Raw genomic sequence first — 14,794 nt, forward strand, 5'->3', positions numbered from 1 at the left:
ATCATGAGATAGGGAGATGGAAGGGTGGCTGATCGCGCAGGGGCCATCCGCCGCGCACGCAAAAGGGCACCCGCCATAAGCAGGTGCCCTTGCGCTCGATGGAGGCGAGACCCGGATTCGAACCGGGGATAAAGGCTTTGCAGGCCTCTGCCTTACCACTTGGCCATCTCGCCGTATGAAAAAGGCCGATCGAAACCGGCCGGGGTTCGCATGGAGCGGGCTACGGGGTTCGAACCCGCGACCTCCACCTTGGCAAGGTGGCGCGCTACCAACTGCGCCAAGCCCGCGAACGCGAGGAATAATATACGCGACGGGACAGGCGGGCGCAAGGCTCAATCTCAAATTCTTTGAGCCCCCGCGAAACGCCCGTGGGGCACCCACAAACCCGTGACCCATGCGGACCCGGGATGCATGTCACCCGGAGCATGCGAGGATCCGGATCACCCCAGAGCCCAACTTGCCCCGGGGCCATGGGGCGAAGCCTAGCTGCGGGCCACGTCGGCCTCTTCGACGAGCTTGACGAGGCGTACGAGCGTGCCGACGCCAGAGGGCTTCGGCGTGATCGTGACGGAGTCTGCAAGCAGCCTCATCATCCTTACGCCACGGCCACGCTCCGCGAAGGAGTCCTGTTCCGGGAAGGGGCCCTGGCCCGCAAGGGGGCCCTGGCCCGTGACCGACGTCGGCATCCGGGGTGGTGCGGCGTAGCCGCAGCCGCAGTCCGTGACGTCAATCACGGCCCTGTCCGGGAAGGCGCTCACCGTGACCTGCGCACAGCTGCCGTCGGTGTGGTCAACCGCGTTACCCATGGCCTCCCCCACCGCAAGGGTCATGTCGAACATCTGGTCGTCCGTGAAGGGGAGGCGCCGCAGGAGCCCCCCCACGCGGGTGCGCGTCTCGGCAAGGTCGGTGGGGTCTATGCGCACGGCGACACGCCAGAGCGGCTGTACCTTGGGATCGAGCTCGGACACCACGGGACGGGGGCCCCTGCCGGACACCGGTGCAAAGTCCACCACACGGGCGATCCTGAGCGAGCGCAGCACCCTCTCCGAGGCGTTGGTGATGGAGACGAGGCCACCCATCGCCCTCATGCGACGGATGGACCGGAAGATGAGTGCCATGCCCGCCGAATCGACGTAGCTGGCACCCAACATGTTGAGGATGACCCTGCGACAGCCGCCGTCTATGAGACGGTCCACCGTCCGGCGGACGGCACGCACCGTCGTCACGTCAAGGTCGCTGTCTATGGGCACAAGCGCTATGTCCGGCATGTTCTGCATACCGTGCTTGTTCCCCTAACGCGCGGCACCCATACGCGCGGCAGACGTCAGCGCCGAGGAGGGACGGCTGCGGCCGGGAGGGGCGCGCCCACGTCGTCGAAGCGCAGGCAGACCATCGCGACGTCGTCCTCCAGGCGACGGTCCGTGAAGCGGTCCAGGGTCTCCAGCAGGCGGTCCAATATGCCGTCGAAGCCACGGGGGGCCTCGCGCATCACGGCGTCACGCAGGCCGTCCTCCCCGAAGAAGGCGCCGTCCTTGGCGCGCGCCTCGGTCGTGCCGTCGGTGTAGAGCAGGAGCATGTCCCCCCGCGAGAGCCGCACGCACCCGTTCTGGTAGCTCATCTCGTGGAACGCGCCTACGACACCGCTCTGCACGTCGAGCGTCTCGATCTCGCCCGAGACGTCACAGCCAGCACCGGCAGCAGAGCGTACCAAGAGCGCGGGGGGATGCCCGGCAGAGCAGTACGTGAGCGTACCTGCCGACAGGTCCACGATGCCCACGAAGAGCGTGGCGAAGGTCTCCAGACGCGAGAAGCCCAGGAGGAAGTCGTTCAGGAGGCGCACCATCCGCGCCGGCGAGAGCCCCTGCCACGAGTAGGCACCCAGGGCCGTCTTCACTGCGGCCGACACGGACGCCGCCTCGACGCCCTTGCCCGACACGTCTCCCATGATCACGCAGGCGTGATGGTGGGGCAGGCGGATCAGGTCATAGAAGTCGCCCCCTATGACGGCCGCCTGCGTGGCCGAGGAGTAGATGCCGCGTGCGCTGATGCCCGGCACCCTCTGCAACTCGTTGCGCATGCCGGTCTGCAGCGCCTGAGAGATGCGCTTGTCCTGCCGGCGTTCCTCGTCCCCCAGCGAGAGCTCGCGGGCTCCCTGGGCCACGCGCGAGAGGAACGAGAGCTCCAGGTCGTCGAGGGGCTCTGCGTCGATGTGCCGCAGGATCATGCCCATCCTGCGCTCACCCGCAATCACGCCCACGTCCACCAGCGCTCCGATGCAGGGCTCCCCCATCTCTCGCAGCCAGGAGGCCAGGGGGGAGCCAGTGCCCAGGACGTGCACGCCCACCGACGGGGCCGCACCCCTCTCCACCGGGACGTCCGCCAGCAGCCCCTCGAGGTCCCGCTCGAGATCGCCGCCAAGGGATACGGGCCCCCTGTCTGGGAGCTCGGCCACGTAATGGCCGTCTCCTGCGGCGCGCATGGGCACCAGGGTCGCATCGAGCTCCCCAGCCGCCTCGACGGCGGCCAGGCGCAGGCCATCGCGCTCGAGGCCTCCCTCGCCCATCAGGTGCCCGCGAATGACGGCCGCGGCCTCTCCCAGGCGCTGCTCGTGCTGGGCGCGCATCGTGCTGAACGCACCCACCAGCTGGACCGACAGGTAGCGCGCCACCGCATCCAGCAGCTCGGCATCGTCGCCGCGCGTGGGATGCACCTGCTTCCACCCCACCTCGATCAGGGCGACCACGTGGCTGCCAAACCACACCGGCACCGCGATGAAGCTCACGAACGGCGGCAGCACGCGTGACGAGATGCCATACACCTCACGCGTCTCCTCGTTCACGACCTCGCGACGGGCAAGCCTCCCCTGGCGCAGCGCGTCACCCCGCGGCGCCAGCACGCGCAGCCGCAGGGACCGGCCCGCCTGCGTCGCCAGGCGCTCGATCATGCGACCCTGGGGCATGTAGCGCGCGACGTCGGCGCCCACCAAGGACGAGCTCGTGCCACGCAGGTGGTAGCCATCGTCGGCGGCGACGTAGAATACCGTGCCGAAGGCCTCCATGGTCTCGGTGATCTCCTCGAGCACGCGCGAGAAGAGCGTCGTCACGTCCTTTGAGTCCAGGGTGTCCAGCACGATCTTGAGCGTGCCCGAGAGGCGATTGTTGGCACGCGAGAGCTCCTCGACCAGACGGTCATGCTCGCGCTGGGCCTGCTGCTCCCCCACCGTGTGGTGGGCCACCAGGAGCAGCGTGTCGCCAGGCGAGCTCACGCGGGAGCACCTGAGCGTGAGGGTCACCGGCATCCCATCGGCTCCCTGGCAGGTGAGGGTCGCAGAGGAACCGTCGCACGAGAAGGGCAGCGACTCCAGCGAGAAGGGGGCGTCGGGGACCACGCCCACTGCAGGTGGGAACAGCATGCGCACGTCGCAGCCGAGAAGCCCTTCGGCAGGGCCGGCGAAGAGGCGCTCCGCCTCCGCATTGGAGAGCAGCACCTTGCCAAAGCCGTCGAAGGCGATGACGGCATCGCTCGTGAGCGAGAGGAGCCCCGCCAGCGTGCCGTTGACGCTACGTTCCCCTATGCCGTCGACCCTGCGGACGATGCCGTTCGCTCCCATGTGGACCCCCGTCGCAGCCGTCTGCCTATATGAGAAGAGGGCCTCCCGAAGGAAGCCCCCTGGCGTCTCATGGTGTCGGAGGCGGGACTTGAACCCGCACGACCTTTTAGTCAGTCACTAGCACCTCAAGCTAGCGCGTCTGCCAATTCCGCCACTCCGACGTGACTCGCGCAGGGAGTAATATAGCAAACCCCTTCGCGCCAATGCAACACCTTTCTGGGGGAAATTTACGTCCCCAGGGGCTCGCGCCCGACCCGCTAGAGCTCGACCGACTCCTCCTTTATGGGATGCGGCGCGGCGAAGTGGCACGCGCAGAAGTGGCCGGGCGCGACCGTCCTGAACTCGGGCATCGGCTCCGCGGAGCAGACGTCCTGCGCGATGGGGCACCTCGTGTGGAAGCGGCAGCCGCTGGGCGGCTCGATCGGCGAGGGTGGGTCGCCCTTCAGGATGATGCGCTTGCGGTTGTGCTGCACGTCGGGGTCGGGCACGGGCACCGCAGAGAGGAGCGACTGGGTGTAGGGGTGGTTCGGCTCACCATAGAGGCTCTTCCAGTCCGAGCATTCCATCATGTTGCCGAGGTACATGACGGCGACGCGGTCGGAGATGTGCTGGACCACGGAGAGGTCATGGGCGATGAACAGGTAGGCCGTCCCATACTCGCTCTGGAGGTCCGAGAGGAGGTTCAGGACCTGCGCCTGGATCGAGACGTCCAGCGCCGAGACGGGCTCGTCGCAGATGATGAGCTTGGGGCGCAGGGCGAACGCGCGGGCGATGCCGATGCGCTGGCGCTGTCCGCCCGAGAACTCGTGCGGGTAGCGGTTGATGTGCTCCGGGTTGAGACCGACGACGTCCAGCAGCTGACGGACGTAGTCCATGCGCTCGTCGGCACTTTCCATGAGCCCATGGATGAGGAGGGGCTCGGAGACGATCTCGCCGATGGTCATGCGCGGGTTGAGCGAGGCATAGGGGTCTTGGAAGATGTACTGCATGTTGCGGCGCATCTCCTTGAGCTCCCGCCTGCCCATCGACGCCACGTCCTTGCCGTCGAAGACGACCCTGCCGGAAGTGGGCTGCGTCAGGCGCATGATGCAGCGGCCGGTGGTGGACTTGCCGCAGCCGGACTCGCCGACGAGGCCGAAGGTCTCTCCGGGATAGATGTCGAAGGAGACGTCGTTGACCGCATGGACCTTCTTCTTGTTGAACCTGCTGGCAAAGACGCCCTGCTCGACGGGGAACTCCTTGGTGAGGTGCTCGACGTGCAAAAGCGGCGTGCGCTCCTGGGTCTCGGCCATCACGCCTCGCCTCCTTCCTTGGCACGAGAGGTCGCAGGCGCGTTGGCCTTGACGAACTCCGCGTCGCCGGCATAGTGGCAGCACGCGTAGTGACCCGTCTCAGTGACGTGCAGCTCGGGACGCTCGCTGCGACAGCGCGGCGTGGCATACGGGCACCTGGGCGAGAAGGCGCAGCCCTCAGGCACGTTGACCAACGAGGGGGGGTTGCCCTCGATCGGCGTGAGGGGCTTCTTCTCGTCCTGGACCGGATCGGGAATGGAGCGGGTGAGGCCCCAAGTGTAGGGATGGATCGAGTCGTAGAAGATCTCGTCGGCCGTGCCGAACTCAACGGGGGTCCCGGCGTACATGACCATGATCTTGTCCGCCACATCGGCGACGACGCCGAGGTCGTGGGTGATCATGATGATCGCGTTGCCGTTCTCCTCCTGCATCTTCTTCATCAGCTCGATGATCTGCGCCTGGATGGTGACGTCGAGGGCGGTGGTGGGCTCATCGGCAATCAGGATGTCCGGGTCGCAGGCAAGCGCCATGGCGATCATGACGCGCTGGCGCATACCACCCGAGAACTCGTGCGGGTAGTCCTTGACGCGCTGCTCTGCGTTGGGGATGCCGACCATGGTCAGAAGCTCTACGGCGCGGGCGTTGGCCTGCTCCTTGCTGTAGCCGCGATGGAGCCTGAGGCCCTCTCCCAGCTGGCGCCCGATGGTGTAGACGGGGTTGAGCGAGGTCATGGGGTCCTGGAAGATCATCGCGATGTCGTTGCCGCGTATGTGCTCCATCTCGTGCTCGGACATCTCCAGCAGCGACCTGCCGCGGTAACGGACGTCGCCGCCCTCTATGCGCCCCGGGGGCATGTCGATGAGGCCCATGATGGTGAGCGAGGTCACGGACTTGCCGGAGCCGGACTCGCCGACGACGCCGAGGGTCTCGCCGCGGTCGAGCGTATAGGAGACGCCGTTGACGGCCTTGACCACGCCGTCCTGTGTATGGAAGTACATCTTGAGGTCATCGACCTCGAGGAGGTGCGCGCCCTCGGGGACCGGCTGGTCCTTGAGGTCGACCCAGTTGTCAGTCTTCTTGCGTGCCATGTCTATGCATCCTTCATCTTGACGTCGAGTGCGTCGCGCAGGCCGTCACCAAGGAGCGTGAACGCCAGAACGGTGGTGAGGATCGCGAGGCCGGGCATGATCATCAGCCAGGGCTGGGTGGCCAGGTAGGTCTGGCCATCCTGGATCATGATGCCCCAGGAGGGGTCGGGCGGGATGACGCCCATGCCCAGATAGGACAGGGCCGACTCGGTCAGGATGGCCCCGCCGATGTTCATGGTCGCGTAGACGACGATGGAGGCGACGGAGTTGGGGAAGATGTGACGCGAGACGATGCGGATGTCGGCGGCGCCCATGGAGCGTGCGGCGTCGACGTAGTCGTTCTCCTTGACCGTCAGGATGGCGGAGCGGAAGACGCGCGCGATCGACGGCCAGCCCAGGACGCCGATGGCGATGAACACGTTCTGGATGCCCTGCCCTATGACGGCGAGCATCGCGATCACGAACAGGGTGTACGGGAACGCCAGGAAGATGTCCGCCAGGCGCATGATGATCGTGTCCCAGATGCCGCCGTAGTAGGCCGCCAGCGCGCCCATGACCAGGCCGATGACCGTGGAGATGGCCGTCGCGAGGACGCCGACCGCAAGCGATATGCGCGCGCCGTAGATGACGCGGCACAAGACGTCGCGACCGAGGGTGTCCGTGCCGAAGGGATGCTCGAGAGACGGGGCGAGCCGGGACTGCGCCGTCATGGTCGAGGAGTCGATCTCGGTCGGGTTGCCGAGCGTCTGGGGCACCCAGAGGTCGGCGGAAAGCGCGACGATCACCATGAAGACGATCCAGGCGAGGGCGATCATCGCGAGGCGGTTCCTGCGCAGGCGCTTCCATGCGTCGCCCCAGAGCGTGCGGACCGGCGCGTCGGACACGGTGGCGGCGCCGTCCGGGGCGACATCCTCCCGCCCCGTGGGGGCCTCCTGGAAGGCGGCAACGTCCTCGCTGTGGAGGTAGCCCTTGTCTGCCATGCTCACTACCTCCCTATTCCTTATCCTTGCCGGCGCCGTACCTGATGCGTGGATCGAGGAAGGCGTACGACACGTCGACGAGAAGGTTGATGACCATCACGACGACGACGATGACGGTGACGGAGCCGAGGACGATGGGCCAGTCACGCTGGGTGATGGCACGGTAGGTCTCGAAGCCGACTCCGGGCCAGTTGAAGACCGTCTCCGTCAGGATGGCACCGGCGAGCATGGCCCCGAAGTCGATGCCGATGTAGGTGACGACCGGGATGAGCGCGTTCTTGAGGGCATGGTGCAGGATGACGCTCCTGCGCGAAAGGCCCTTGGCGCGGGCGGTGCGGATGTAGTCCTGGCTCATGACCTCGAGCAGCTGGGAGCGCATGATGCGCGCGGTGTAGGCCGTGGAGACGGAGGCCAGGGTGATGGCGGGCAGGATGTAGTACACCCAGTCGTCGAACTCGGCCTGGGGACCACCGGCACCCGAGACAGGCAGGTAGACGGAGCCGCCCGTCGCGTCCTTCAGGAATACGCCGAAGAAGAGCTGGAGCAGCATGCCGAGCCAGAACGCGGGCATCGCGACGAGGATCGACGTCAGGAGCGTCACGAAGACGTCCCAGAACGAGTAGCGCTTTATCGCCGACACCATGCCAGCGCCTATGCCCACTATCGCCTCTATGATGATGGCCACGATCGAGAGCCTGATCGTGTACGGGTACTTCTGTGCGAGGATCGAGAGGACGGGCTGGCCGCTCCTCTGGTACGAGGTGCCCAGGTCTCCGTGGAGGAGGCCGGTGACATAAAGGCCGTAGCGCTTCCACATCGGGGTCTCGATCGTGTTGCCATCCTCGTCGTAGATCGGGTGCCCGTCGTCGTCCGTCTCGATGAGGTGGTACGATGCGCGCAGGTTCACCTCGGTCACCGGGTCAAGCTTCTTCTCGCCCGCCATGAGCTTGATCGGGTCACCGGGGACGATGTTCTCCATCGCGAAAAGGATCAGCGTCACGCCGAGGAACACCGGTATGAACTGGAGAACTCGTTTGAGAATGTACTTTCCCATGCTTGGAATCCCCTTGTTTGGCCTACAGATGCAGAAAAGCGGCACAGGCCGCACTTCGCCAGGGTGCAGTATAGCGTAAAGACCTTATATCGGAGCCAGCGAGCGGCGTGTAGGCGTGCGCTCACACGATTTGCCCGTAACGCGGCGGGGCGCCGGATCGCTCCGGCGCCCCGCGCAAAATCGCTTGGTCGGCCGCTAGAGATAGTCGCTACGCGTTGAGCGCGGCGCTCGCGAGGTCGGCGGTGTTCTGCGGGCTGAGGTACATGCGCGCAACCCGGTCGGAACCGACGTGGTCGAGGGCATAGAACATCAGGGGGATGACCGGCACGGACTCGGCGATCGTCTGGTTGATCTTGCGATAGGCGGCCTTGCGCTCCTCGACGTCCGTGACCTGACGTGCGGCGTCGATGGCGGCGTCCACGTCGGCGTTCACGTACTTGGCGTAGTTGTTGTCCGCCGTGGAGTAGAAGTTGGGGTACAGGAAGTTGTCCATGGTCGGGTAGTCGGCGTTCCAGCCCAGACGACCCACCTGGTACCTGCCGTCACCGAGGTTGGTGAGGTAGGTGGCCCACTCCATGGAGGACTGCTCTACCTTGAAGCCCACGGCCTCGAGGTCGCCCTGGACGATGGACATGATGTCCTCGTGGCCGCCGCCGGAGTTGTAGGACAGGGTGATGGTGGTGCCGGCGAGGTTGTTCTCGTCGACGATCTTCTGGGCGGCGTCCTTGTCGTACTTGCAGAACTCCCAGACGTTGGACTCGTCGTCGTCGATGATGAGGGGGAAGAAGCCGTTGGCCGCCTTGCGCGAGCCCTCGAAGAGGGTGTCGACGATGTTCTGGCGGTTGATGGCGAGCGACATGGCCTTGCGGACGTTGATGTCGGCCATGGTGGGGTCGTTGAGGTTGAGCGTCAGGTAGTAGATGGCGGCCTGGGCGCCCGTCAGGACCTGCTTCTTGGGGGTGACGGTGTAGCCGTCCTCGGAGGTTCCGTACTTCTCGGAGGTCTCGTTGAGGCGACCGGAGGGAATCTGGCAGAAGTCGATGTTGCCGGCCTCGAACTCGCGGAACGCGGTGGCCGGGTCCTTCTGGATGGAGAAGTGGATGCCATCGAGGATGGGCTTCTCGCCATAGTAGTCATCGAAGCGGACGACGTCTATGTACTGTCCGCTCTCCCACTTGCCGTCCATCTTGAAGGGGCCGTTGCCGATCGGCGCGAGCAGGAAGGACGCAGGGTCGTCGAGGGCGGCCTGCGGCACGGGCGCGAGGGCGATGTGGGCGCAGATGTAGGGGAAGTCGGCCATCGGGGCGCTCAGCTTGACGACGAGGGTGTTGTCGTCGGGGCAGGTCACGCCCGAGAGCTCGGTTGCGGTGCTGGCCTGCATCTCGGCGTAGCCGGCGACGGGGGCAAGGTGATAGTTGATCTCGGACGGGGTGGACATGTTGGGATTGCAGATGCGCTCCCACCCGCGCTTGAAGCTCTTGGCGTCGACGGGATCGCCGTTGTGGAACTTGGCGCCCTTCACCAGGTGGAAGGTGAACTCGGTGGCGTCGGCGTTGGACTCCCAGGACTCGGCGGCCTTCGGGACGAGCTCCTCCTTCTCCCAGTCATAGCCCAGCAGGGAGTCGAAGAGCTTGGACTCGACCTGGGAGCCCTCGGTCTCCTGGGTGTTGTAGGGGTCGATGGCGACGGGCTCGTTGATGTAGAACTTGAAGGTGCCACCCTGTGCGGTGGCGCCGGCGGACGCGTCCTCTGACTTCTTGCCACAGGCGGCAAGGGACGCGAGTGCGCTGGCGGCGAGGCCGCCCTTGACGAAGGTGCGACGAGTCACGCCGCTCTTCTCAACTGCCATTCTTTTCCTCCCTTGAGTGCGTCTCACGGCAGCCACCCATTGAAGGCCGCCGTCGGAACATCCGGGACATCGCCTGGCGCGATGCGCCCATGCGTTCTATTTTCATACAATACGCATAGGGATGCAAACCATCTGCCTGCAAGGCCGCACGTCGGACGGCCCTATGCCCGCACGGCCCGCATTGGGCTTTCGGCAGATGGGGACCCCGCCACGCGCCTCGCGAGACGGGGTCCCCACCTCCTCGGACGAAGGTCAGAGTTTACATGTCGGCAACATTGCCGACCCAGGGGGCAAGACGGCGCCCCAGCCAGCCATACGAGCCGAGGCCCCTAGATGGTACCCAGGGGGAAGGTCAGTGCGAGCACGCAGACGCAGACGCCGAAGACGACGGCGGAGATGACGGTGAGGCGGTCGAGGTTCCTCTCCCACACGCCCGACCCCGCAGCCGAGTTGTACATCGAGGAGGCGATCATGTCGGACACGCCCGTGCCCTTGCCGGAATGCATGAGGACGAGGGCGATCGTCGCGAGGGCGGAAAGGGCTAGGATGATGAGAAGAACGACGTTGAGCGGACCCACGGGCAGTCTCCTTAGCGAAGGGGCTTGACGAAGGGGGTCGGCATCGCGGGTGCGATGCCGACCCCTGCTAGCTTCACACTACAGCGTAGCAGCTTATCACATAGCCGCCTTCACCATCGCGGCGAACGAGTCCGCCTTGAGGGAGGCGCCGCCGACGAGGGCGCCGTCGACGTCGTCCTTCCCGAGGAAGCCCGCGACGTTCTCGGGCTTGGCGGAGCCGCCGTAGAGGATGCGGATGCCGTCGGCGACCTCTTGCCCGAAGGCCTCGGCCAGGGTCTCGCGGATGGCGCCGCAGACCTCCTGGGCGTCGTCGGCCGTGGCGGTCTTGCCCGTGCCGATGGCCCAGATGGGCTCGTAGGCGATGACGTACTTGGAGGGGTCGTCGATCTTGAGGCCCGCGGTGTCCTTCTTGATCTGCTCGACGACGAATGAGACATGGGTGCCGGCCTCGCGGACCTCGAGGGACTCGCCGCAGCAGCTGATGGGCACGATGCCGTGCGACATGAGGGCCTTGGCCTTCCTGTTGACGTCCTCGTCGGTCTCTCCGAAGTAGCCGCGACGCTCGGAGTGGCCGATGATGCAGTGGGTCGCGCCGATGCCCACCAGCATGTCGGGAGCGGTCTCGCCCGTGTAGGCCCCGCTCTCCTCGAAGTAGACGTTCTGGGCGCCCAGGGAGAAGGGCGCGCCCTCCTGCTCGATGACCTCCGAGACTCCCTTGAGGTCGACCGTCGGCGGGCAGACGACGACGTCCACGTCGCCGGTGCCGCCCTCGAGCTCTCTGACGAGGCCCTGTGCGAGGACGACGCCCTCGGTGAAGGTCTTGTTCATCTTCCAGTTGCCAGCGATCATCCTGTTACGCATCGAGAAGCGCCTCCACTCCGGGAAGGGCCTTGCCCTCGACGAGCTCCATGGATGCGCCACCGCCGGTGGAGATCCAGCTCATCTTGTCGGCAAGGTCGAACTTGTTGATGGCCGCGACGGAGTCGCCGCCGCCGATGATGGACGTGCAGTCGGAGTCGGCCACGGCACGGGCGACGGCCTCGGTGCCCTTGGCGAACTGGTCCATCTCGAAGACGCCCATGGGGCCGTTCCAGAAGACGGTCTTGGCGCCCTTGATGGCCTCGACGTAGAGCGCACAGGTCTTGGGGCCGATGTCCATGCCCATGCGGTCGTCGGGGATCTTGTCGGAGTCGACGACCTCACCCTCGGCATCCTCGCCGAAGTGGTCCGCAACGACGTTGTCGACGGGAAGGAGGATCTTGACTCCCTTGTCCTCTGCCTTCTTGAGCATCTCGGCGGCGCGCTCGACCCAGTCCTCCTCCTTGAGGGAGGTGCCCACGGCGTAGCCCTTGGCCAGGAAGAAGGTGTAGGCCATGCCGCCGCCGATGATCAGGGTGTCGGCGGAGTCGATCAGGTGGTCGAGGACGCCGATCTTGCTGGAGACCTTGGAGCCGCCGACGATGGCGACGAAGGGACGCGCCGGATCGGCGAAGATGGAGGTGAGGGTGTCGACCTCCTTCTCGAGCAGGAAGCCCGCGACGGCCGGGATGTAGGCGGCAGGCCCGACGACGGAGCCTTGCGCGCGGTGTGCGGTGCCGAAGGCGTCAAGCACGAAGACGTCGCCGTAGGAGGCAAGCTTCTTGGCGACCTCGGGGTCGTTCTTCTTCTCGGCCTTGAGGAAGCGGACGTTCTCGAGGACGAGGATGTCGCCGGGCTTGACCTCGGAGACGGCCTTCTCGGCCTTCTCGCCGTAGGTGTCGTCGACGAACCTCACGTCATAGCCGGTGAGCTCGGCGAGCTTCTCTGCGGCGGGCCTGAGCGAGAGCTCGGGCTCGGGGCCGTCGCCCTTGGGGCGGCCGAGGTGCGACATCAGGATGATGCCGGCGCCCTGCTCCTTGAGGTACTTGATGGTGGGGATGGCGGCGCGCACGCGCGTGTCATCGGTGACGACGCCGTCCTTCAAAGGGACGTTGAAGTCGACGCGCATGAGGACGCGCTTGCCGGCGACGTCGATGTCGCGAACGGTCTTCTTGGTGAAAGCCATGCTCACTCCCTTGCCGGGTGCTGGGTGGACTGCGCTGGGCGGACTGGCGAAGAGGGGCGCGGCCGAGGCCCTGGGACCTGCGACCGCACCCCTCTCCTGTACGAGACCGAGTCCGGGGCGCCCTTAGGCGACGAACTTCTCGAAGTACTTGATGGTGCGGACCATCTGGGAGGTGTAGGAGTTCTCGTTGTCGTACCACGAGGTGACCTGGACGAGGCTCTGGCCACCTCCGAGATCCTGGACCATGGTCTGGGTGGCATCGAAGATGGAGCCGTGGGTCTCGCCGACGATGTCGCGGGAGACGATGTCGTCCTCGTTGTAGGCGAAGGTCTCGGGGATGGTCTCGGCGTAGGCCTTCATGGCTGCGTTGACCTCGTCGACGGTGACCTTCTTGTCGACGACGGCGTAGAGGTTGGTGAGGGAGCCGGTCGGCGTCGGGACGCGCTGGGCGGCACCGATGAGCTTGCCGTTGAGCTCGGGGAGGACGAGGCCGATGGCCTTGGCGGCACCCGTGGAGTTGGGGACGATGTTCTCGGAGCAGGCGCGGGAGCGGCGGAAGTTGCCCTTGCGCTGCGGGCCGTCGAGGGGCATCTGGTCGCCCGTGAAGGCATGGATGGTGGTCATGATGCCGGACACGATGGGGGCGAAGTCGTTCAGGCCCTTGGCCATCGGCGCGAGGCAGTTGGTGGTGCAGGAGGCGGCGGAGATGATGTTGTCATCGGCGCCCAGCTGCTCGTGGTTGACGTTGAAGACGATGGTGGGCAGGTCATTGCCCGCAGGGGCGGAGATGACGACCTTCTTGGCGCCGGCGTTGATGTGGGCCTGGGCCTTGGCCTTGGAGGTGTAGAAGCCGGTGCACTCGAGAACGACGTCTACGCCAAGCTCGCCCCAGGGCAGGTTGTTGGCGTCAGCCTCCTTGTAGATGGTGATCTCGTGGCCATCGACGACGATGGAGCTCTCGGTGGCCTCGACCTTGTGGCCGCGCGCGTAGTTGCCCTGCGTGGAGTCATACTTCAGCAGGTAGGCGAGCATCTCTGGCGAGGTGAGGTCGTTGATGGCGACGATCTCGGAGCCCTCGTGACCGAACATCTGGCGGAAGGCCAGACGGCCGATGCGACCAAAGCCGTTAATAGCAACCTTAACTGCCATGCTATCTCCTTTCGCGAGGCCACCTGGGGCCCTTCCCCACGGTCGGCCCAATGCTTGCGCATAGCACTATTTTAGCCGTTTCAGGGGACCGGTATGCATCGCGACGCATGTGTGGTGGAAAAGTCTCGGCTTGCGCAGGTTGACCACTTATCGCTATGCAAATCTACAGACGGTTGCCGACATTCCGCGAACGGTAGTCTTAGGACGTTCCCACGCCTTTCGTGCGCATCTCGCCCACAAGTTCCTGGAGCCTGAGGACGCGATGGTACATGGCCGACTTCGATGCCGGGGGATCGCAGAGCGCACCCAGGGCGACGAGCGAGAGTTCGGGGTTGGCCCGGCGCAGGAGACAGAACTCGCGCAGGGCGGGCGGCAGGGCACGTAGGCCCATGCCCCTCTCGGCCTGGGCGATGAGCTGGAGCTGGTCGGCGGCGGCCCCCGTCGACCGGGCCTGGTTGGCCATCTCCGCGTTGACGCGGCGGTTGACGTCGTTCTTGAGCGACTTCATGCGCCGGACGTTGCCGACTGCCATGGCCGAGCGGGTGGCCCCCATGGCGCGCAGGAGGACGACGATGTCGTCGAAGCTCTTGACGTAGACGGCGAAGCTGCCGCGCCTCCGGTTGAGGCGGGCCTCGACGCCCAGCTCACGAGCTATATCCACGATGTCGTGGGCAAACTCCTCACCCGTGACGGCGATCTCCAGGTGGAAGTCGCCACGCGGGTCGGCGATGAAGCCGCCTGCCATGAAGGCGCCGCGCACGAAGGCGCGCTTGCAGCAGGGGCGCGCGAGGAGGTCGTGGGGCGCGCCGGTCGCGAGGCCCCTTCCCGCGACGAGGATGCCCAGGCGCTCGAGGTCCGCCTCGAGCTCGTCCTGCTCGGGGATCTCGATCAGGTAGTTGCGGGTCTTGTGCAGGTTGGAGTGGCGGACCGTGAGCGGGGTCTCGAGGTCGAAGAGCTCGTGGGTGAGCTTGATCATCGTGCGCGCGACGGCTCCGGTCTCGGTGGCGACGCGGATGGAGTAGCGGCCGCTGCCGCGAAACGACAGCGTCCCGCAGACGCGGGTGATGGCCGAGAGCGCGGCGTAGGGGCAGAGCGCGCATCCGTCCTCGATGCGGGAGAGCTCGTCCTTCACCTGGGCCGTGAACGACAT

Annotated in this window: 12 protein-coding genes and 3 tRNA genes; all 15 read right to left on the minus strand. The window is 65.9% G+C overall.

What is annotated here, in order from left to right; all coding sequences use genetic code 11:
• Positions 1 to 99: 99 nt before the first annotated feature.
• Positions 100 to 173 (minus strand) — tRNA-Cys (locus tag OLSU_RS06300).
• A 38-nt stretch (positions 174 to 211) separates the two neighbouring features.
• Positions 212 to 287, minus strand: a tRNA-Gly gene (locus OLSU_RS06305).
• Positions 288 to 482: 195 nt separating this feature from the next.
• Positions 483 to 1,277: an ATP-binding protein gene (locus OLSU_RS06310; RefSeq protein ID WP_013252118.1), complete on the minus strand. Its 795-nt coding sequence runs from the start codon at positions 1,275 to 1,277 to the stop codon at positions 483 to 485.
• A 47-nt stretch (positions 1,278 to 1,324) separates the two neighbouring features.
• Positions 1,325 to 3,610: a GAF domain-containing SpoIIE family protein phosphatase gene (locus OLSU_RS06315; RefSeq protein ID WP_013252119.1), complete on the minus strand. Its 2,286-nt coding sequence runs from the start codon at positions 3,608 to 3,610 to the stop codon at positions 1,325 to 1,327.
• A gap of 70 nt (positions 3,611 to 3,680) precedes the next feature.
• A tRNA-Leu gene (locus OLSU_RS06320) sits at positions 3,681 to 3,771 on the minus strand.
• 96 nt (positions 3,772 to 3,867) lie between these two features.
• On the minus strand, positions 3,868 to 4,902 hold the full coding sequence (locus tag OLSU_RS06325) for an ABC transporter ATP-binding protein (RefSeq protein ID WP_013252120.1): 1,035 nt from the start codon (positions 4,900 to 4,902) through the stop codon (positions 3,868 to 3,870).
• On the minus strand, positions 4,902 to 5,990 hold the full coding sequence (locus OLSU_RS06330; protein WP_013252121.1) for an ABC transporter ATP-binding protein: 1,089 nt from the start codon (positions 5,988 to 5,990) through the stop codon (positions 4,902 to 4,904). Before OLSU_RS06330 ends, OLSU_RS06325 begins: the two co-directional genes overlap by 1 nt.
• A gap of 2 nt (positions 5,991 to 5,992) precedes the next feature.
• Complete coding sequence (locus OLSU_RS06335) at positions 5,993 to 6,970, minus strand: ABC transporter permease (protein ID WP_013252122.1); 978 nt, start codon at positions 6,968 to 6,970, stop codon at positions 5,993 to 5,995.
• A gap of 13 nt (positions 6,971 to 6,983) precedes the next feature.
• Positions 6,984 to 8,024, minus strand: a complete 1,041-nt coding sequence (locus tag OLSU_RS06340) for an ABC transporter permease (RefSeq protein WP_013252123.1) — start codon at positions 8,022 to 8,024, stop codon at positions 6,984 to 6,986.
• Positions 8,025 to 8,232: 208 nt separating this feature from the next.
• Entirely contained in the window at positions 8,233 to 9,873 is a 1,641-nt protein-coding gene (locus OLSU_RS06345) for a peptide ABC transporter substrate-binding protein (RefSeq protein ID WP_013252124.1), read from the minus strand.
• A 329-nt stretch (positions 9,874 to 10,202) separates the two neighbouring features.
• The gene (secG, locus tag OLSU_RS06350) at positions 10,203 to 10,451 is read right to left on the minus strand and encodes a preprotein translocase subunit SecG (protein ID WP_013252125.1); all 249 of its coding nucleotides are present in this window, start codon (positions 10,449 to 10,451) and stop codon (positions 10,203 to 10,205) included.
• A gap of 96 nt (positions 10,452 to 10,547) precedes the next feature.
• A complete protein-coding gene (gene tpiA, locus OLSU_RS06355; RefSeq protein ID WP_013252126.1) occupies positions 10,548 to 11,312 on the minus strand; it encodes a triose-phosphate isomerase in 765 nt (254 codons plus the stop codon).
• Complete coding sequence (locus tag OLSU_RS06360; RefSeq protein ID WP_013252127.1) at positions 11,305 to 12,495, minus strand: phosphoglycerate kinase; 1,191 nt, start codon at positions 12,493 to 12,495, stop codon at positions 11,305 to 11,307. The genes tpiA and OLSU_RS06360 overlap by 8 nt, the downstream gene beginning before the upstream one ends.
• Before the next feature lie 123 nt (positions 12,496 to 12,618).
• Positions 12,619 to 13,644: a type I glyceraldehyde-3-phosphate dehydrogenase gene (gap, locus tag OLSU_RS06365; protein WP_013252128.1), complete on the minus strand. Its 1,026-nt coding sequence runs from the start codon at positions 13,642 to 13,644 to the stop codon at positions 12,619 to 12,621.
• A 199-nt stretch (positions 13,645 to 13,843) separates the two neighbouring features.
• Positions 13,844 to 14,794 (minus strand): DNA-binding protein WhiA, encoded by a 951-nt coding sequence (whiA, locus tag OLSU_RS06370; protein ID WP_013252129.1) that lies wholly within the window; start codon positions 14,792 to 14,794, stop codon positions 13,844 to 13,846.

Origin of the sequence: Olsenella uli DSM 7084 (genome assembly GCF_000143845.1) — a bacterium.
Classification (GTDB): Bacteria; Actinomycetota; Coriobacteriia; order Coriobacteriales; family Atopobiaceae; genus Olsenella; species Olsenella uli.

Coding starts and splice junctions, on each gene's coding strand:
- OLSU_RS06310 (WP_013252118.1), bottom strand. CDS start 1,277: ATGCAGAACATGCCGGACATAGCGCTTGTGCCCATAGACAGCGACCTT.
- OLSU_RS06315 (WP_013252119.1), bottom strand. CDS start 3,610: ATGGGAGCGAACGGCATCGTCCGCAGGGTCGACGGCATAGGGGAACGT.
- OLSU_RS06325 (WP_013252120.1), bottom strand. CDS start 4,902: ATGGCCGAGACCCAGGAGCGCACGCCGCTTTTGCACGTCGAGCACCTC.
- OLSU_RS06330 (WP_013252121.1), bottom strand. CDS start 5,990: ATGGCACGCAAGAAGACTGACAACTGGGTCGACCTCAAGGACCAGCCG.
- OLSU_RS06335 (WP_013252122.1), bottom strand. CDS start 6,970: ATGGCAGACAAGGGCTACCTCCACAGCGAGGACGTTGCCGCCTTCCAG.
- OLSU_RS06340 (WP_013252123.1), bottom strand. CDS start 8,024: ATGGGAAAGTACATTCTCAAACGAGTTCTCCAGTTCATACCGGTGTTC.
- OLSU_RS06345 (WP_013252124.1), bottom strand. CDS start 9,873: ATGGCAGTTGAGAAGAGCGGCGTGACTCGTCGCACCTTCGTCAAGGGC.
- tpiA (WP_013252126.1), bottom strand. CDS start 11,312: ATGCGTAACAGGATGATCGCTGGCAACTGGAAGATGAACAAGACCTTC.
- OLSU_RS06360 (WP_013252127.1), bottom strand. CDS start 12,495: ATGGCTTTCACCAAGAAGACCGTTCGCGACATCGACGTCGCCGGCAAG.
- gap (WP_013252128.1), bottom strand. CDS start 13,644: ATGGCAGTTAAGGTTGCTATTAACGGCTTTGGTCGCATCGGCCGTCTG.
- whiA (WP_013252129.1), bottom strand. CDS start 14,794: ATGTCGTTCACGGCCCAGGTGAAGGACGAGCTCTCCCGCATCGAGGAC.